The following is an 18569-nucleotide window of genomic DNA, read 5'->3' as shown; positions in this document are numbered from 1 at the left end:
GCGCCTATGTCACAATCGCCCGTCCCACTGAGTGGGACGAACGTGATGAAGAGCTCCCACGGCGACGCGGTACTCGATCGGGCCTTCCAGTTGCTGCGCGCGTTCTCGGCGGAGCGGCCGCAGCTGACGCTGGCCGAGATGGTGGCGCGCAGCGGCCTGCCGCGTTCGACCGCCCATCGGCTGGCCTGTCAGCTGGAGCGCCATGGCGCGCTCGAGCGCGGCGACGAGGGTTGGCGCCTCGGGGTCGGCCTGTTCGAGCTCGGCCAGCTCGTCACGCGCCGCCAGCGCCTGCGGGACCTCGCGCTGGCCCACATGGAGGATCTCTATGAGGCGACGCGGGCCACGGTCCACCTCGCCGTCTTGGAGGGTGACGACGTGCTCTACGTGGAGATGCTGTCCGGACATCGCAAGGTGCCCACGCCTTCCCGCGTGGGGGGGCGGATGCCGGCTCACTGTACGGGGGTGGGCAAGGCCCTGCTGGCCTACAGCGACGAGGCGTGTTCCCGACTGGCTCGCGCGACCGAGCCGCTGGCGGCGGTGACCGCGCGCAGCATCACGGATCCGGGGAGGCTGTACGCCGAGCTCCTGGACGTGCGTCGGCGGGGGATCGCCGTCGACCGCGAAGAGGCGGCCGCGAACCTGATGTGTCTGGCGGCGCCGCTGCTGGTCGCTGCCGGCGTCGCGGAGGCCGGCCTGTCGGTGTCGATGCCGGCGCGTGGGCGACTGCAGCCGCGCGACGTGGAGCCGGCCTTGCGGGCGGCCGCGCAACGCCTCGGCCGAACGCTGCGCCAGGCGAGAACCTGAGACGACGTACAGAATATTCTCTGCGCGGAGCGCTAGGATGACGACATGGCGACGCGGATGACCGAGCTGTCCCTCGGGGTCCGTCCGAGGAACCTGAGCGACGTGGTCTTCGAGGCGATCCGGCAGGCGATCGTGGATCGCGTGCTGGCCCCCGGCGAACCACTGACCGAGCCCGCACTCGCCGAACGGCTGAAGGTTTCCAAGACGCCGGTGCGCGAGGCGCTGCTGCGGCTGCGCCAGATCGGCCTGATCGAGCAGAACGGGGCACGCGGCCTCTGCGTGATCCAGCCCTCCGCGGCGGCGGTCCGTCAGGCCTACGAGCTGCGGGAGGCGCTGGAGTCGTTCACCGCTGCGCGCGCGGCCGAGCGGGCGAGTAACGCCGATCGCGAGCGCATCGCACGTGCCGCGCAGTCTTCTCTGGATGCCGCGCGCAAATCCGACATCGCCGCATTTCGCGACAGTGATCGGGAATTCCATAGCTACATCGCGGAGCTGGGCGACAACGCCCGCATCGCCTCGTTGATCGATGATGCGGGTGCGGTGATCTCCACGCTGATGACGCGCGAGCTGACTGCCGGAGACGACCTCGTCGGCTGCAGTCTCGGTCACGTCGCTGTCGCGGAGGCGATCACGGCGTCCGACGGGGTGGCCGCTGCACGCGAGATGACCACGCACATCCGCCTCGTCTGGAAGCTGGCACTCGAGCGCCTGGCTCCCGGCGCCGAGGCCTAGAGCCCGGCCCCGACCCCCGTCGCGCGCGGCGCCGCTTCGGCGCCGCCGTCTGTTCGCGCTGCCCTCTTCGAGCGCCCCATTTCGAGGCGCACCGAGGCGCCCAGCGGGGCGTCGTCGATGCGAGCCGGGAAGAACTTTTGGTACATCGTGTTCAAGATTCGGTATCTTGAACATCGAACTCGGCGTACGCAGATGGCGCGACGTTGAAGTCAAGGAGGAGAAACTCAGTGCCAAGTCCCAGCTTTTCGCCCTTGGCGGCGGCTGTCCGAGAAACCTTGCCGGTCGGACCTCATCAGGTGATGGTCGCCCGCGCCGGCGCCGGCGCCGGACCGGCCGTCGTCTTCCTACACGGCGGCGGCCCGGGAGCGAGCGGCTGGTCCAACTGGCGGTTGGCGCTCGAGGCGCTCGGCGATCGCTACGACTGCATCGCGCCGGACTACGTCGGCTACGGCGAGAGCACACATCCCGAGCCGCCGCCCACCGACATGCGCGTGTGGACCCGCATGCGCCTCGACCAGGTGATCGGCATGCTCGACGCGCTGGAGATAGAGCGGGCGCACCTCGTCGGCAACTCGCTCGGCGGGGCGCTGACCCTCCACCTGCTCATGGAGGCTCCCGAACGCTTCGAACGGGCGGTGCTGATGGGCACCGCCGGTGGGCCGAGCTCGGATCGACCGTCGCAGGAGCTGATCCGGATGGTGACGTTCTACAGCGACCCGAGCCCGGAGGCGCTCGGCCGCCTGTACTCGTGGTTCGTCCACGATCCCGACGACTTCGACGGCGACCTCGACCAGATCGCCCAAGACCGCTTCGCGATGACCATGCGGGACGACGTGCGGCGCTCCTACGTCGCGCAGTTCTCCGGCCCGTCGCAGCTGACGCTGCCCGACTCGGCGCTGCGACGCATCCAGCACCCGATTCTGCTGGTCCATGGCCGCGACGACATGATCAACCCGGTCTCAGACAGCTATCACTTCCTCAAGGTCCTGCCCAACGCGCAGCTGTACGTCTTCGGGCGCTGCGGGCACTGGACCCAGCTGGAGTACCCGCAGCGCTTCAACCATCTCGTCGACGAGTTCCTGCGAGGCGCGCTGTGACCGCCCTCGCGCGCCTCGGTCACGTCGCCCTGCGAACTCCCGACCTCGAGGGGTCGCTGCACTTCTTCGACGACATCCTCGGGCTGGATGTCGTCGAGCGCGACGAGACCGTCGCCTACCTGCGCGCCTGGGGCGACTTCGAGCACCACACGGTGGCGCTCATCTCAGCCGACGAGGCGAGAATCGATCACGCCGGCTGGCGCACACGCGCGCCTGAGGATGTCGATGCGCTCGGTGCGCGCCTGCGCGAGCAGGGGGTCGAGGTGGAGGAGGTGCCCGCCGGCCACGAGGCGGGGCAGGGCGCCGCCTTGCGCTTCCGCACCCCGGGCGGCCTGCCGTACGAGATCTATCACGAGGTCGAGAAGCGGCCGGCGCCTGCGGGCCGTCGACCCGCACTGAAGACCAACAGCGGGCGCGTCTGGAGCCACGGCGTCTCGCCACGGCGCCTGGACCACATCAACTTCGTCACGCCCGAGGTGGCCGCCGAGGAGGCGTGGTCGCAGCAGATGCTCGGCTTCTCGACCCGTGAGCGCGCGCTGGGCGCCGACGGCAGCGTGCATGCTGCGTGGCTGGCGGTGTCCGCGCTGGCCCACGATTTGGCGATCGGCCGCGGGCCCGTCCGGGGGTCGCGCGGCCTGCACCACGTCGCGTTCTACGTAGACAACGCCTCTGACGTGCTGCGCGCCGCCGAGCTGTTCATCGAGCACGGCCTGGAGCCCGACCATGGCCCCGGTCGCCACGCGATCTCCCAGGCGGTGTGCCTGTACGTGCGCGATCCCGCCAGCGGGCATCGCGTCGAGATCTACAGCGGGTCCTACGTCGTCCTGGACCCCGACTGGGAGCCGGTCGACTGGACCGCCGAGGAGTACCGCCAGTGGTGGGGCGCCCAGCCCGTGCGTCAGGCCGACAGCCCGATCGACGTGGTGACGCCATGCTGAGCAACGATCAGAACGCTGCCGGCGCGACCGCCCGGCTCGACGAGGCGATCCAGCTGCTGGACAGCGGCTATGTGCCCAGCTGGATCTACCGAGACGAACAGGTCTTCGAGCTGGAGAAGCAGCATCTGTTCCGGCGCAACTGGGTCTTCTTGGCCCACGAGACCGAGCTCGAGGAGCCGGGGGACTTCGTCGTCCGGGCGATCGTCGACGACTCGATCCTGATGGTGCGCGGCGGAGACGGCGAGGTGCGCGGCTTCCTGAACCAGTGCCGCCATCGCGGGTCGCGACTGTGCCAGGCCGAGAAGGGCAAGGCGCGCAACTTCACCTGTATCTACCACGCCTGGAGCTACAACCGCGAGGGGCGTCTGGTCGGCGTGCCCTACGACAAGACCATCTACCAGGGCCTCGATCGCGATGAGCTCGGGCTCGCCCCGGTGCGCGTGGAGGCTTGCGAAGGGTTCCTGTTCGGCTGCATGGATGCCGCCGCGCCGTCGTTGGAGGAGTACCTCGGCGATTTCCGCTTCTATCTGGAGCTGGTGACCCGCCGCAGCCGGACGGGGATGGAGGTCGTCGGCGTGCCGCAACGCTGGATCGTCGAGGCCGATTGGAAGATCGCCGCCGAGAACCTCGTCGGCGATGCGTATCACACGCCGTTCAGCCACAAGAGCACGTTCGACGTCGGCCTGCTGCCGTTCTCGTCGGCCGACGCACGACCGGGCGGCAGCAAGACGGGTTTGCACATCCAGGCCGGTCCCGCCGACGTGGCGATGATCTACCGGTCGCCCGGGACGTTCATGGGCTATCCGCCCGAGATGGTCCAGACGCTGCACGAGCGCATCGACGACCGCCAGCGCGCCCTCCTGGACGATGGCACGGGGACGGGTGACGGCGTCTTCCTCAACCGGTTTCACGTGTTTCCGAACTTCAGCTGCCTGAACGTCGGCGGCATCCTCGACGACGCGCTGCATCCGTACTGCAGCGTGCGGCTGTGGCAGCCGCGCGCCGCCGGTGTCATGGAGATCTACTCCTGGCTGCTGGTCGAGCGCGACGCGCCCGCCGCCTTCAAGGAGGCCTCGCGACGGGCCTACATCGTCAGCTTCGGCCCCTCGGGGATGCTCGAGCAGGACGACATGGAGAACTGGCGGACGATCTCGCGTACCGCCGAAGGTGCCGAGAGCCGAGAGGTCGCCCAGTACGCGCGCATGGGCGCTGAGAGCGGAGTCGAGCCGATCGCCGACTGGCGCGGCACCGGCACCGCCTATCCGACGCAGTTCTTCGACCTGCCGACGGTGACGTTCCTGCGGCGCTGGGCCGAGCAGCTCCGCGCGGGAGTGGCGTCATGAGTGCCGACCAGCACCTCGTCCCGCCGCTCGCGGACCTGCAGTTCGAGCGCGAGGCGACCGCGTTCCTGCACCACGAGGCCCAGTTGCAGGACGAGCGCGCCTTCGAGGCGTGGCTGCAGCTCCTGGACCCCGAGATCCGCTACCGCGTCCCGGTGCGTGTGACGATGCCCGAGGGCCAGGGTCCGGAGCACAGCGAGGTCATGTTCCACTTCGACGAGACGCGCCAGACGCTGGGGATGCGCGTGGCTCGGCTGTATTCCGGCGACGCCTGGGCCGAGGTGCCGCCGTCGCGCACGCGCCATTTCGTCTCGAACGTCCGGGTCACGGCCGACGGCGGCCCCGACCGTCTGCTGGTGCGCTCGAACCTCCTGTTCGTGCGGATCCGCGGCGACGAGGTCCAGTCGCAGTCGCTGACCGCCGAGCGCCGGGACGTGCTGCGCCACGACGGGGGCGCCTGGCGGCTTCTCGATCGCCTGGTGCTGCTCGACGCGACGACCCTGCCCACCTACAACCTTGCGTTCTTCCTGTGACCGGCGTGCGCCGGACCGCGGTCGAGGTTCCCGGGCTGGAGCACCCGCAGCCGATCCCGGTCGCCGTCTGGGCGGGTGATGTGCTGTTCACCTCGCCGATCGGCCCGCGACGCGCGGACGGGTCGATCCCCGACGCGCTGGACGATCAACTCGACGTCACGTTCGCCAACTTGCGCCGCGTCGTGCACGGCGCGGGCGCGACGCTGGACGCGGTCGGCATGGTCCACGTCCACCTGCGGCGGCGCGAGGACCGTCCCGCCCTCAACGAGCACTGGCTGGCCTGCTTCGTCGACGAGCCGCGACCTGCGCGGATGGTCTCGCAGGCCGACCTGCCCGCGGGCGTGGACGTCCTGCTCACCCTGACGGCGGTGCGGGCATGCCCCGAGTAGCCGTGGTGAGTGGCGGCACGTCCGGGATCGGCCGTGCCGTCGCGGTGCGGCTGGCGGCCGACGGCTTCGAGGTCGTCGCCTTCGGCTCTGACCGTGAGCGCGTCGCCCGGCTGCGCGACGCGCATCCGGAGCTCGACGCGCGTTGCGTCGACGTCACGGACGCGGATGCCGTGCATGCGCTCGTGGCCGACGTCCACGCGCGCAGCGGGCGCGTCGACGTCCTCTGTCCGGCGGCCGGGATCAAGCACCCCGGCGGGGTCGCCGACACGGCGGTCGAGACGTGGGACCGGACGTTCGCGGTCAACGTGCGCGGCGCGTTCCTGCTAACGCGGGCGGTGCTGCCGGGGATGGTCCGGCGGCGCAGCGGGTGCATCGTGTACATCGGCTCACCGTCGGCGCGCGGCGGCGTCGACCACGCGGCCTACGTGTCGAGCAAGGGGGCGCTGCACGCGCTGGCGATGGCCGTCGCGCTCGACCACGTCGGCGACCGGATCCGCGCCAACACCGTCGTGGCCGGCGCGACCCGCACCGGGATGAATCGCCGGCGGCCCGAGGCGGTCTTCGCGCGTCTGGCGGAGGGCAACGCCGCCGGGCGGGTCAATGAGCCCGAGGACGTCGCGAACGTGGTCGCGTTCCTCGCGTCGCCCGCCGCCGAGACCATCTCCGGCGCCTGCATCGACGTGGGCGCCTTCGCCGGCCAGGGCGTCCTCGATGACGGAAAGGCCCATCCGTGAGCTCCCCGCTGCCGCTGGCGCCGACGAGCCCGAGCGGGCGCCCGCGCATCCTGTACGCCAAGCTCGCCGCCTTCGCGGTCCTCGCGCTGCTGCCCGGACTCCTGCTGAGCGACTCCCGCTACTTCGCGACGATCGTGCTGGTCGCGATCTTCGCCACCGTCGCGGTCTCGCTGGACCTCCTGCTCGGCTTCGCCGGGCAGCTGGCGCTGGGACAGACCGCGCTGTTCGGCGTCGGCGCCTACACCTGGGCGGTGCTGACCACCCGCCACGACGTCAGCTCCGAGCTGGCGTTGCTGTGCGCGGTGGCCGCCGCGTTCTCGCTCGCGCTGCTGACGAGCCCGCTCCTGCGCCTCCGCGGCTTCTACTTCGCGCTGGCCACGCTGGCGCTGGTGATCGTCGCGCACGAGGTGTTCGTCAACTGGATCGCGGTCACCGGTGGCGCGTCCGGGCTGGTGGGCATCGGCTCGTTCTCGTTCTTCGGTCTGGAGGTCACCAGCCAGACGCAGTCCTACCTGTTCGCCTACGTGGTCCTGCTCATCGCCGTCGTCGCGGCGGTGCACATGCGCCACTCGCGTTTCGGGCGATCGCTGGTCGCGATCCGCGAGGACGAGACCGCTGCCGAGGCGCTGGGCATCGACGTGTTCCGGGCCAAGATCCGCGTGTGGCTGATCGCCGCGGTGTTCGCCGGGCTGGCCGGAGTGGTCTATGCGTCCTATCTGCGCTTCCTGTCGCCGGCGCAGTTCGGCCTGGAGCCGACGATCTACCTGCTGGCGGCGATCGTCATCGGCGGGACCGGGTCGGTGTACGGCGCGGTCATCGGTGTGGCCGTCGTGTGGATGCTGCCCGAGCTCCTGTCGGGCTTTGAGAAGTATGCGGTGCTGGCGCTGGGCATCGCCGTGATCGTCCTGGTGATCCTGGCCCCCGACGGGCTTGCGGGGCGCCTCTCGCGCCTCTTCGGACTGGCCTGGGCGCGGCTGCGCGGGTCCCGGGCGCGGATGGCGGCCGGGCCGCCGAGCACGGGGGAGGCGCGATGACGGTCGCCACCCGGGAGCTGCTGCGACTCGAGGGCCTCGGCCGCCGCTTCGGCGGACTGCGTGCGCTGCGCGACATCGACCTCGGCGTCCGCGAAGGCGAGATCATGGGCCTGATCGGGCCCAACGGCGCCGGCAAGACGACGCTGGTCAGCGTCGTCAGCGGCCAGATCGCCGCCAGCGAGGGCCGGGTGAGCTTCGGCGGTGATGACGTCACCGGCCTGGCCGCGCATCGGCGCGCGCGGGCGGGTATCGGGCGCACGTTTCAGAACGTGCGCCTCTTCGCCGAGGAGACCGTGCTGGACAACGTCAAGACCGGCGCCTACCTGCTGGGACGCTCCGGCGTGATCGAGGCGATGCTGCGCCTGCCGCGTCAGCGCACCGACGAGCGCGAGATCGGCGCCGCGGCGATCGACGCGCTGCAGCTCGTCGGCCTGGCCGACCGCGCCTTGGCGCCCGCGGGCGAGCTGAGCACCGGCGAGCAGCGCCTCGCCGAGCTGGCCAAGGCGGCCGCGATGCGCCCCCGCCTGCTGTTCCTCGACGAGCCGGCCGCGGGCCTGAACCCGACGGAGGAGGCACGGCTGGCCGAGACGATCCAGACCTTGTCCACGCGCATGACGCTCGTGGTCATCGAGCATCACCTCGACCTGGTCATGTCGCTGTGCGACCGCGTGGCGGTCCTCGACTTCGGCCGTCTGATCTGCGTGGGCACGCCCGATGAGGTGCGTTCCGACCCGGGCGTGATCGCCGCCTACCTGGGACCCGACCCGGCACGAGAGGGATGACCGATGCTCGAGCTTGAAGACGTGCACGCCGGCTACGGCGGCGCGGAGGTCCTGCACGGCGTGTCGCTGCGGGTCGACGAGGGCGAGATCGTCACGTTGGTCGGCAGCAACGGCGCGGGCAAGACCACCACGCTCGGGGTGATCGGCGGCGGTGTCCGCGTCCGCGCCGGCTGCGTGCGCTTCGCCGGGGTCGACCTGCGGCGTCGCCGTCCCGAGCATCGGGCCGGCCTGGGCATCGGCCAGGTACCGGAGGGCCGGCGGCTGTTCCCGACGCTGCCGGTCCGCGACAACCTGCTGCTCGGGGCGTTCGCGCACCGCAAGAAGACCAAGGAGACGCGCGCCCTGTTGGAGGAGGTGCTCGAGCTGTTTCCGATCCTGCGTGAGCGCGAGCGGGCCGACGCGGGCACGCTGTCCGGCGGCGAGGCCCAGCAGCTGGCCATCGGCCGCGCGCTCATGTCACGCCCGCGGCTGATCCTGCTCGACGAGCCTTCGCTCGGCCTCGCGCCGCGGATGGTGCAGAGGGTGTTCGATGCCCTGTCGGCGCTGAGCGCCCGCGGCGTGGCCGTCCTCGTCGCCGAGCAGAACGCGATGCAGGCGCTGTCCACCGCCGAGCGCGGCTACGTGCTCGAGCGCGGCCGGGTGACGATGCACGACGCGGCGCGCGTGCTGCGCGAGGAACCCCAGATCGTCGCGACCTACCTGGGCGGGGTGACCGCGGCGTGAGCTCCTTCATGCAGTACCTGTTCGCCGGCCTGTCCACCGGCGCCGTCTATGCGCTGATCGCCATCGGCTGGGTGCTGATCTTCAACGTCTCCGGCGTGCTGAATCTGGCGCAGGGCGAGCTGCTGATGATCGGCGGCCTCGTGTTCGCGTGGCTGGCCATCCACACGGAGCTGCCGATGATCGCCGGGCTGGTGCTCGGGATCGCCGCCGCCGTCGGCGTGGCGGTCGTGCTCGACGTTGCCGCGGTGCGCCGCGTCAAGAGCCACGACCTGGTACCGCTCATCCTCGTCACGCTGGGGGCGTCGTTCGCCCTGCGCGAGATCGGACGCCTCGTCTTCGGCGCCGACTCCATGCGCCACGACTACCTGGTGGGCGGCGCGCCGATCAACGTCCTGGGCGCGTCGCTGCTGCCGCAGGCCGTTCTCACGTGGGGCATCGTGGCGGTGGTGGTCGCCGGGCTGTGGTTGTTCTTCCGCCACACCCTCTACGGCAAGGCCATGATCGCGTGCTCCGACGACCCGGTCGGGGCGCAGGCGAGCGGCATCAGCCCGACCCGCATGCGGACGATCGCGTTCGGGATCTCGGGCGCACTCGCGGGCCTGGGCGGCGCGCTGATCATCTCGCTGACCTCGCTGGCGTGGGACGGCGGCACGATGATCGGGCTCAAGGGATTCATCGCCGCCGCGTTCGGCGGGCTCGGGCGCTACGAGGGCGCCGTGGTCGGAGGCCTGACGCTGGGACTCCTGGAGGCCTTCGGGGCGGGCTACGTCTCGTCGGCCTACAAGGACGTCTTCTCGCTCGGGCTGCTGGTCGTACTTCTGCTCCTGCGCCCGCAGGGGTTGCTCGGAGGCAGGGTCATCACGTCCTGACCGGATCCCGGTCGGCAAGGAGGAGACGCACATGCGACGCAGAGTCGTACCAGTCACGATCGCGGCGATCGCCGCGATGAGCATCGCCGCCGGTTGCGGCGGTAGCGATACGGAAGGCGATACGAGCACGGCGCAGCCGGCGGCCACCTCGGCGGCGTCGACCGCCCCCGGCGGCGCAGGCGAGCCGATCAAGCTCGGTGCGGTGCTGTCGCTCACCGGCGCCGGGGCGTCACTCGGCGTCCAGGAGAAGGAGGCGCTCGAGCTGATGGCCAAGCAGGTCAACGGCGCCGGTGGCGTCGACGGCCGGCCGGTGGAGCTGCAGGTCGTCGACGACAAGAGCGCACCCGATCAGGCGGTCACCGCCACGCGCTCGATGCTCCAGGGCTTCAAGCCGCAGGCGATCATCGGCGGCTCCGTCTCGGCGACGTGCCTGGCGATGAAGCCGGTCACCGACCAGGAGAAGATCGTTCAGTACTGCCTGTCGGCGGCGCCGATCCCGGACCCGCCGAACATGTACTTCTCCTCGCAGTCTCCGTTCGGCCGCTGGATCGGGGACATGCCGATGCACTGGCTCAAGGAACAGGGCATCAAGAGCGTCGGCTGCATCGGCACCAACGACACCAGCGGCCAGCTGACCGTCGAGGTGACCGAGAAGGCGGCCAAGGCCGCCGGGCTGGAGTTCTACTCGGAGACGTTCAACCCGACTGACACCGATGTCACCCCGCAGCTCACGAAGCTGCGTGACAAGAAGCCCGAATCGCTGCTGATCTGCTCCACGGGCGCCGCCGCGGTGACCGCGCTGCAGGGCATCAACCAGCTTGGGTTCGACGTACCCGTGTGGGTCACCTCGGGCTCGGCCTCGCTGCCGATCGCGCAGCTGATCAAGGACATCCTGCCCAAGCAGGGCGCTTACACCGCGGGGGCGAAGATCCAGGTCGCCGATGCGCTGAGCGACGACGACCCGCAGAAGCAGCAGATCCAGGAGTTCGCGACCGCCTACAAGGAGGCCTACGGCAAGCCCGCCGACATCTTCGCGGCGACCGCGGCCGACGCGTTCTCGATCGTGGTCGACGCGATCGCCAAGGCCGGCGACGGCGCCAGCGAGGAGGACATCGCCAAGACGATGGTCGACGCGGGGCCGTACCAGGGCATCCAGCTGACGTACGACTTTACCGACGCCGACCATCGCGGCACCGACATCGACGGCGTGGTCGAGAAGTTCACGCCGGACGGAGGCTTCGAGCTGGTGAAGACCTACGACCCGTCCGCCGTGCCGGCCTACGCGGAGGGCGGATGAACCAGTTGGAAGGGGGCGACCGCACCGCCGTCAGCCCCTGGAACTGGTCGGGCCTGGAGGGCGGGCGCGTACGCGCCCGCCCTCCGCGGGTCGCCGACTGCACGCTGCGCGACGGCGAGCAGCAGCCAGGGATCGTCTTCACCGTCGACCAGAAGGTGGAGATCGCTCGCGCGGTGGCAGCGCTCGGGGTGCACGACCTCGAGCTCGGCACGCCGGCGGTCTCCCCCGACGACGCGGAGGCGATCCGGCGCGTCGTCGATGCCGGGCTCGGCGTCTACACCAGCGCGCTGGGACGGGCGACCGAGGCCGACGTCGACCTCGTGCGGTCCTGCGGTGTCGACGCCGTCCGGCTGAGCCTCCCGATCAGCGAGCGCCAGCGCGCCGCGAAGATGCGCCTGCCCGCCGGCGAGTACGTCGAGCGCGCGCTGCGCATCGCGGGCTACGCCAAGGAGCGCGGGCTCGATGTCATCTTCAGCCCGTACGACACCACTCGCTGCGACCGAACGCTGCTGGAGGCGCTGCTGGACGCGTTCCGACGCGAGGGATGCGTCGATCGGGTGCGCTTGGTGGACACCACCGGCGCGGCCAGCCCGCAGGCGGTGGCGGCGCTCGTCGGCTTGATGGACGACGCCGGTGGCGGGATTCCCATCGAGGTCCACTGTCACAACGACTTCGGACTGGGCACGGCCAACACCGTTGCGGGCGCGCTCGCCGGCGCCGCGTACCTGTCGACCACGATCAACGGGATCGGCGAGCGGTCCGGCAACGCGTCGCTGGAGGAGGTCGTGACGGCGATGGCCGTCCTGTACGGGATCGACGTCGGAATCGACCTGGCTCGCCTGACCGCCGTGTCGGCCATCGTCGAGACCGCCTCCGGCGTCCGGCTGCAGCCGCACAAGGCGGTCGTCGGCCGCAACGCCTTCGCGCACGAGTCAGGCCTCGTCGTCGCCGGCCTGTTGCGCGACCCGTTCACCGCCGAGGCCTACGCCCCCGAGCTGGTGGGCCAGCGCCGGCGCATCGTCGTCGGCAAGACCTCCGGACGCGCGTCGCTTGAGGCCAAGGTCAGGGAGCTGGTCGGCGGCGACCCGCCGGACGACCTCGACCTGGACGCTCTGCTCACCGGCGTCAAGGCGGCGGCGATCGACGCCGGCCGCTCGCTCGAGGACGACGAGCTCCGTGCACTGATGACAACCCGAAGCAAAGGATGACCCCCGTGGATGCCACCAGCATGGTCGGCCTCGACCGCGACGAGCGCGGCGTGGCGACCGTCACGATCCAGCGGCCCGAGAAGCGCAACGCGATCACGCTCGAGATGCGCCAGGTGATCATGCGCACGCTCGAGTCGCTCGCACTGGATGCGTCGGTCCGCGTGATCGTCATCACCGGTTCGGGAGACCTCGCCTTCAGCGCCGGAGGTGACATCCCGCAGTTCGCCGAGTATCCGCCCCACCAGCTGACGAACCTGGCTCAGACGATGGGTGCGCCGGAGCGCTGTCCGCAGCCGGTGATCGCCGCGATCGACGGCCTGTGCTTCGGCGGCGGGCTGGAGCTGGCGCTGGCCTGTGACTATCGCCTGGCGACAGTGCGCTCCAGCTTCGGCTTCCCGGAGATCACGCTCGGCGCGCTGCCGGGCAGCGGCGGCACGCAGCGCGCGGTGCGCATGCTCGGCATGTCGCGGGCGAAGCGCCTGGTGCTGACCGGCGAGCGGATCGACGCCGCCACGGCGGAGGACTGGGGCCTGGTGTCTCAGGTCGTCGAGGCCGAGGTCTTCGACGACGCGCTGGAGACGCTCGTGCAGCGCTTTCTCACTCTGTCGCCCGTCGCGCTGAACTTCGCCAAGGCGGTGCTGACCAAGGCGTTGGACGGCTCGTTTCCCACCGGGATCGAGATGGAGGGCAAGTCGATGGCGATCCTGTGCGGGATGGAGGACTTCCAGGAGGGCGTCATGGCCTGGAAGGAGCGGCGGCCCGCTGTCTTCCAGGGCCGCTAGGAGCTCGTCGTGTCAGAAGGTCTCGATCGCGACCAGCGGCGCCTGGTCACGGGTGGCGGTCGCTACGTGGACGACCTGGGCTTCCCGGGTGCGCTGGCGATGGCCATCGTGCGCAGCCCGGTCGCCTGCGCGCGCCTGCGCGGGGTGTCGGCCGACGCGGCGCTCGCCCTCGACGGCGTGCGCGCCGTGATCACGGCCCCCGAGCTGATGGAGCACTGCGATCCGTTTCCCGGCATCGTCCGCGAGGCGCCGCCCTACCACCCGCTGGCGGTCGACTGCGTGCGCTACGCCGGCGAACCGGTAGCGGTCGTCGTGGCCGACGACCGCTACCTCGCCGAGGATGGCGCGCGCGCCGTCGAGCTCGACCTCGAGTCGCTGCCCGCGGTCGTCGATCCTCGCGCGGCGGCCGCCGACGCGGCCAATGTGCCCTGGGGCCGGCGGTATCGCTACGGCGATCCCGACGACGCGTTCGCGCGGGCGTCGCGGATCGTGTCGGTCGAGACGGCGTTCCCCAAGTACAACTCGACCCCGCTGGAGACCTACGGGTTGGTGGCCGACTGGAGCGCGGCCACCGGCGACGTCGCCGTCCACAGCAACTTCCAGGGGCCGTTCTCGCTGCACCCCGTCATGTGCGCCGCGCTGCGCCTGACGTCCCATCAGCTGCGGCTCGTCGTCGCGCAGGACATCGGCGGCAGCTTCGGCGTCAAGGCGATGATCTACCCGTACATCGTCCTGTCCGCAGTCGCGTCGAAGGTCGTGGGCGCACCAGTGCGCTGGATCGAGGATCGCGCCGAGCATCTGGCGGGCAGCGCGAGCGGAACCAACCGTGTGACCCGCGCCGAGGCTGCGGTCGACGCCGACGGACGCGTGCTCGGGGTGCGCTTCGAGATCCTGGAGGACGTCGGTGCGTATATGCGTGCGCCCGAGCCGTCCTGCGTCATGCGCTCGATCTCGGGATTCGCCGGCCCCTACGGCATCGAACACGGCGCGATCGACGTCTCGGTGGTCCTGACCAACAAGCTGCCGACCGGCCTGAATCGGGGCTACGGCGGCCAACAGCACATCTTCACGCTCGAGCGGCTGATGGACCGCGTCGCGGCGGAGCTGGACCTCGACCCGGCCGAGCTGCGCCGCCGCAACCTGATCCCCGCCGACCGCTTCCCGTTCGCGGCCGCCAGCGGCACCCGGTATGACAGCGGCGAGTACCACGCTGCTCTGCAGCGGGCGCTGGACCGCTCGGACTACCACGCGCTGCGGGCTCGTCGCGAGACGGACGACGGAGGAGCGTGGGTGGGCGTTGGCGTGGCCACCGCGGTGCACTCGTCGGCGGCCAACATGGGCTACGTCACGCTGGCGCTCGATCCCGAGGTCCGCGCCGGCGAGCGTTACCGGGCCAAGTCGGGCTCGCGCGAATGGGCGACCGTCCGGGTGGACCCGGGCGGCAAGGTCGGCGTCGAGATCGCCACCGGCGGCGCCGGCCAGGGCCATCGCGCGACCGCGGCCCGGCTCGTCGCCGACGTGCTCGAGATCGCGCCGTCTGACGTGCGGGCGATCGATGCGGTCGACACCGAGCGCAGCCCGTGGAGCGTGTCGACCGGCTCCTACTCCAGCCGTTTCGCGGTGATGGCGGGCAACGCGGTGCTGCTGACGGCCGAGGCGCTGCGTGACGAGCTGCTGGACCTGGCCGCCGCCCACTTGGACCGCCCACGCGACGAGCTGCGCTGGGAGCGCGGGCGCGCCCTGCATCCCGACGGGGCAGTGGCCGGGCTGCGCGAGCTGGCCGGCGCGGCCCACTGGAATGCGGGGACGCTGGGGTCGGCCACCCCTCCGCTGGCCGTGACGCGCGCCTTCGTCGCCGACGGGACGTTCCCGCCCGACGCCGACGATCGCGTCAACGCGGCACTGGCCTACGGGTTCATGGCGGACGTGGCGGTCGTCGAGGTCGACAAGCAGACGTTCGTCCCGCGGGTGCGCTCCTACGTGGCGGTGCACGACGTCGGCCGCACGCTCGACGCCGACATCGTCGCGGGACAGATGTACGGCGGCATCGTGCACGGGATGGCCGGGGCGCTGCTGGAGCACATCGCCTACGCGCCCGACGGCCGCCTGCTCGTGCGCGACTTCATGGACTACCGCTGCCCGGAGGCGGGCGACGCGCCGGCGATGAGCCTCGACCACGTCAACGCGCCGTCGCCGTTCAACCCGCTCGGGGTCAAGGGGGCCGGCGAGAGCTCGTCGATGTCGGCGCCGGCGGCGATCGCCGCCGCCGTCGAGGACGCGTTGGCCCATGCCGGCGCGCGCATCGACACGCTGCCCATCTATCCGGCGACGCTCTGGCAGCGCTATGGGGGGGCAGCATGAAGCCACCGCCGTTCACCTACCTTCGCGCGCGCACGCTGGAGGAGGCGCTGGATGCGCTGGCGCAGCAGGGCGCCGTCGCCTTGGCGGGCGGACAGACCCTCATCCCGCTGCTGAACTTCGGCGACCTCGCGCCGGCGACGCTGGTCGACATCAACGCCCTGCCCGCGCTCGGTGCCATCGAGGAGACACCGGAGGGCCTGGCGGTCGGCGCCCTCGCCCGCCACGCGCAGGTCGAGAGCTCGCCCGTAGTTCGACGTCGCTGCCCACCACTGGCCGCCGCGGCGCGGCTGGTCGCGCATCCGCCCGTGCGTGCGCGTGGGACATTCGGCGGAAGCCTGGCTCATGGGCACCCCTGCGCCGAGCTGACGGCGGTCGTCGCGGCGGCCGGTGGGCAGATCGAGTTGCGCGGCGCCCATGGCTCGCGGACCGTCGATCACACCGCTTTCGCTCATGGGACGTTCGACCGGGCGCTGGCGCCGGGCGAGCTGATCACCGGCGTGCGGCTGCCCGCGATGGACGGCGCCGCGTGGGGTGTGCACGAGATCACGAGGCGCACTCGCGAGTACGCGATGGCCGGCGCGGTCGCGGCACTGGCGGTCGACCGCGGCGTGATCGCTCGGGCGCGAGTCGCGCTATTCGGCGTCGAGGCCGCGCCCCGCCGGATCGGGACCGTCGAGGAGCTGCTGGTCGGTGCGCCGCTGGTCGACGCGGCGTCCATCGCCGTCGCCGACGCGGCGCGAGACGCCGCCGTTCCGCGTGATGACCCGGATGGCGATTCACCCGACTATCGCCGCCACCTGGCCGGCGTCGCCATCGGGCGCGCGGTGGCCGAGGCGGTCGACCGAGGAGCCCACACATGAGCGCGATCAGCGAGGCGTCGGTGACGGTGGAGGTCAACGGTCGCCGCTACCGGCGCCAGGTCCCGGTTCGGCGATTGTTGAGCGACTTCCTGCGTCACGACCTGGGGCTGACCGGGACGCACGTCGGCTGTGAGCACGGTGTCTGCGGCGCCTGCAACGTACGCGTCGACGGCGAGCTGGTACGCGCCTGTCTGATGCTCGCCGTTCAGGCCGACGGTCGTCGCGTCCAGACGATCGAAGGGCTGGCCGACGGCGAGTTGCATCCTGTCCAGCGGGCGCTGCTGGAGCACTACGGCCTGCAGTGCGGCTTCTGCACCCCAGGGGTCGCGATGACGCTCAGCAGCATCACCGAGCGAGCCCCGCTCGACGACGAGCAGATCAGCGAGGAGTTGTCGGGGAACCTGTGCCGCTGCACGGGCTACGCAGGGATCCTCGCCGCCGCCCGCGCCGTCGCGGGCGCGGCACCCACACCGCCGATCGATCCCGGGGAGGACGCCCAACGATGAACGTCGCCACGCTGCTGCAGAAGGCCGCCGCCACCCACCCGGACGGGCCGGCAATCGTCCAGGCTGACGTCACCACCACCTATGACGACTGGTGGTGTCGGGTGCAGCGCCTCGCCGCCACGTTGGTGGAGCGCGGGGTGGCGCCCGGCGACCGCGTCTCGCTGGCACTGTTCAACTCGCCGGCCTTCCTGGACACGCTGTTCGCGACGTGGCTGGCGGGCGGGGTGGTCGTGCCGATCAACACGCGACTGCATCCACGCGAGCTCGCGTACATGGTGGAGCACAGCGACAGTCGCGTGCTGGTCTACGACCATCGGCTCGCCGACGGCGTCGCGGCGGTCGACCTGCCGGACACGACCGCGACGATGATCGTGGGGGGTCCGTCCGACGAGTACGAGGCCGTGGTGGCGTCCGGCCCGGTGTTCGGCGTGCCGGTGGCGCGCGGCGGAGACGACCTCGCCTGGCTCTTCTACACCTCCGGGACCACCGGCCGGCCGAAGGGCGCGATGGTCACCTGCGCCAACCTGGCGTTCATGGCCGGCCGCTACACCGCGGAGGTGACGCCGGTCGAGCCCGGCGACCGCGTCCTGCACGCCGGGCCGCTCACGCACGGCAGCGGCCTGTGGGCGCTGCCGCTGACCGCGGCGGGCGCCACCCATGTGCTGCCGTCCTCGCCCAGCTTCGATGCCGCGGAGCTGTTCGGGTTGATCGAGCGCCACCGCGTCAGCAACCTCGTGTTCATCTCCCCGACGATGCTGAAGATGCTGCTGGAGGCACCGGAGGCTACGAGCGCGGACTGCGCGTCGCTGCGCTTCGCCGCGTACGGCGGCGCACCGATCCATCCCGACGACCTGCGCGCCGCGATGGACGCCTGGGGGCCGATCCTGTGCAACCTGTACGGCCAGGGCGAATGCCCGATGACGATCTCGATGCTGACACCGTCCGACCATGCCGAGGCGCGGGCGACCGCCAGCCGGCGCCTGCTGTCGGCCGGGCGCCCGCGCGCCGGGATCGAGGTGGCGGTCATGGACGATGCCGGCGGCCCGGTCCAGACGGGAGAGACCGGCGAGGTCTGTGTGCGCGGGCCGGTGGTCATGCGCGGCTACTGGAGCAACGCACAGGCGACCGCGGACGCCTTCCGCGACGGTTGGTACCGGACCGGCGACCTGGGTACCCTCGACGAGGACGGCTACCTGTATCTCGGCGACCGCCTCAAGGAGCTGATCATCAGCGGCGGGTCGAACGTCTACCCGCGGGAACTGGAGGACGTGATCGGACGTCTGGAGGGCGTGCGAGAGGTGGCCGTCGTCGGCGTCGCTGACCGCCACTGGGGAGAGTCGGTCGTGGCCGTCGTCGTGCCCACTGCGCCTGGAGCAGTGACGGCCGAGCAGGTGGTCGGCGCATGCCGTGCCGAGCTGGCCTCCTACAAGAAGCCGCGCCACGTCGTCTTCGCCGACCGGCTGCCTCGCAGCGCCTACGGCAAGGTGCTCAAGCGCGAGTTGACCGCCGAGCTCGACCTCCCGGACGGCTGACGCCACAAGGCGCGCATGCCGATCACGCGCCTGACGATCGTCCACGAC

Annotated in this window: 19 protein-coding genes; all 19 read left to right on the top strand. The window is 71.2% G+C overall.

All coding sequences use genetic code 11. The annotated features are described in order from the left end of the window. The first annotated feature begins 6 nt into the window (after positions 1-6). The 19 genes from DSM104329_RS23355 (at position 7) to DSM104329_RS23265 (ending at position 18521) form a co-directional block, all read left to right on the top strand. Positions 7-804, top strand: coding sequence for an IclR family transcriptional regulator (locus tag DSM104329_RS23355; RefSeq protein WP_326924460.1), 798 nt, complete (start codon positions 7-9; stop codon positions 802-804). Positions 805-849: 45 nt separating this feature from the next. Further along, on the top strand, positions 850-1536 hold the full coding sequence (locus DSM104329_RS23350; RefSeq protein ID WP_259312262.1) for a GntR family transcriptional regulator: 687 nt from the start codon (positions 850-852) through the stop codon (positions 1534-1536). A gap of 299 nt (positions 1537-1835) precedes the next feature. After that, positions 1836-2633 (top strand): alpha/beta fold hydrolase, encoded by a 798-nt coding sequence (locus DSM104329_RS23345; protein ID WP_259312261.1) that lies wholly within the window; start codon positions 1836-1838, stop codon positions 2631-2633. Next, complete coding sequence (locus DSM104329_RS23340; RefSeq protein WP_259312260.1) at positions 2630-3571, top strand: VOC family protein; 942 nt, start codon at positions 2630-2632, stop codon at positions 3569-3571. Before DSM104329_RS23345 ends, DSM104329_RS23340 begins: the two co-directional genes overlap by 4 nt. After that, entirely contained in the window at positions 3565-4914 is a 1350-nt protein-coding gene (locus DSM104329_RS23335; protein ID WP_259312259.1) for an aromatic ring-hydroxylating oxygenase subunit alpha, read from the top strand. Before DSM104329_RS23340 ends, DSM104329_RS23335 begins: the two co-directional genes overlap by 7 nt. Continuing rightward, a complete protein-coding gene (locus DSM104329_RS23330) occupies positions 4911-5444 on the top strand; it encodes an aromatic-ring-hydroxylating dioxygenase subunit beta (protein ID WP_259312258.1) in 534 nt (177 codons plus the stop codon). The genes DSM104329_RS23335 and DSM104329_RS23330 overlap by 4 nt, the downstream gene beginning before the upstream one ends. Positions 5445-5449: 5 nt before the next feature. After that, a complete protein-coding gene (locus DSM104329_RS23325; protein WP_259312257.1) occupies positions 5450-5833 on the top strand; it encodes a RidA family protein in 384 nt (127 codons plus the stop codon). Next, positions 5821-6567: an SDR family NAD(P)-dependent oxidoreductase gene (locus DSM104329_RS23320; RefSeq protein WP_259312256.1), complete on the top strand. Its 747-nt coding sequence runs from the start codon at positions 5821-5823 to the stop codon at positions 6565-6567. Before DSM104329_RS23325 ends, DSM104329_RS23320 begins: the two co-directional genes overlap by 13 nt. After that, complete coding sequence (locus DSM104329_RS23315; protein ID WP_259312255.1) at positions 6564-7601, top strand: branched-chain amino acid ABC transporter permease; 1038 nt, start codon at positions 6564-6566, stop codon at positions 7599-7601. Before DSM104329_RS23320 ends, DSM104329_RS23315 begins: the two co-directional genes overlap by 4 nt. Next, positions 7598-8383, top strand: coding sequence for an ABC transporter ATP-binding protein (locus tag DSM104329_RS23310; protein ID WP_259312254.1), 786 nt, complete (start codon positions 7598-7600; stop codon positions 8381-8383). Before DSM104329_RS23315 ends, DSM104329_RS23310 begins: the two co-directional genes overlap by 4 nt. Positions 8384-8386: 3 nt before the next feature. Continuing rightward, positions 8387-9106: an ABC transporter ATP-binding protein gene (locus DSM104329_RS23305; RefSeq protein WP_259312253.1), complete on the top strand. Its 720-nt coding sequence runs from the start codon at positions 8387-8389 to the stop codon at positions 9104-9106. Beyond that, a complete protein-coding gene (locus DSM104329_RS23300; protein WP_259312252.1) occupies positions 9103-9975 on the top strand; it encodes a branched-chain amino acid ABC transporter permease in 873 nt (290 codons plus the stop codon). Before DSM104329_RS23305 ends, DSM104329_RS23300 begins: the two co-directional genes overlap by 4 nt. 31 nt (positions 9976-10006) lie before the next feature. Further along, the gene (locus DSM104329_RS23295; protein ID WP_259312251.1) at positions 10007-11272 is read left to right on the top strand and encodes an ABC transporter substrate-binding protein; all 1266 of its coding nucleotides are present in this window, start codon (positions 10007-10009) and stop codon (positions 11270-11272) included. Next, complete coding sequence (locus tag DSM104329_RS23290; protein ID WP_259312250.1) at positions 11269-12480, top strand: homocitrate synthase/isopropylmalate synthase family protein; 1212 nt, start codon at positions 11269-11271, stop codon at positions 12478-12480. The genes DSM104329_RS23295 and DSM104329_RS23290 overlap by 4 nt, the downstream gene beginning before the upstream one ends. 5 nt (positions 12481-12485) lie before the next feature. After that, the gene (locus tag DSM104329_RS23285) at positions 12486-13262 is read left to right on the top strand and encodes an enoyl-CoA hydratase/isomerase family protein (protein WP_259312249.1); all 777 of its coding nucleotides are present in this window, start codon (positions 12486-12488) and stop codon (positions 13260-13262) included. 9 nt (positions 13263-13271) lie between these two features. Beyond that, positions 13272-15623: a xanthine dehydrogenase family protein molybdopterin-binding subunit gene (locus DSM104329_RS23280; protein ID WP_259312248.1), complete on the top strand. Its 2352-nt coding sequence runs from the start codon at positions 13272-13274 to the stop codon at positions 15621-15623. Continuing rightward, positions 15620-16483: an FAD binding domain-containing protein gene (locus DSM104329_RS23275; RefSeq protein ID WP_259312247.1), complete on the top strand. Its 864-nt coding sequence runs from the start codon at positions 15620-15622 to the stop codon at positions 16481-16483. The genes DSM104329_RS23280 and DSM104329_RS23275 overlap by 4 nt, the downstream gene beginning before the upstream one ends. Then, positions 16480-16989, top strand: coding sequence for a (2Fe-2S)-binding protein (locus tag DSM104329_RS23270; RefSeq protein WP_259312246.1), 510 nt, complete (start codon positions 16480-16482; stop codon positions 16987-16989). The genes DSM104329_RS23275 and DSM104329_RS23270 overlap by 4 nt, the downstream gene beginning before the upstream one ends. Further along, positions 16986-18521 carry an AMP-binding protein gene (locus tag DSM104329_RS23265; protein ID WP_259312245.1) on the top strand — a complete coding sequence of 512 codons (1536 nt, stop codon included), beginning with the start codon at positions 16986-16988 and terminating at the stop codon, positions 18519-18521. The genes DSM104329_RS23270 and DSM104329_RS23265 overlap by 4 nt, the downstream gene beginning before the upstream one ends. Positions 18522-18569 lie beyond the last annotated feature (48 nt).

Origin of the sequence: Capillimicrobium parvum (genome assembly GCF_021172045.1) — a bacterium.
Classification (GTDB): domain Bacteria; phylum Actinomycetota; class Thermoleophilia; order Solirubrobacterales; family Solirubrobacteraceae; genus Capillimicrobium; species Capillimicrobium parvum.
The sequence above is the reverse complement of the archived record's forward strand: the minus strand, read 5'-3'. Positions and strand labels throughout refer to the sequence as shown.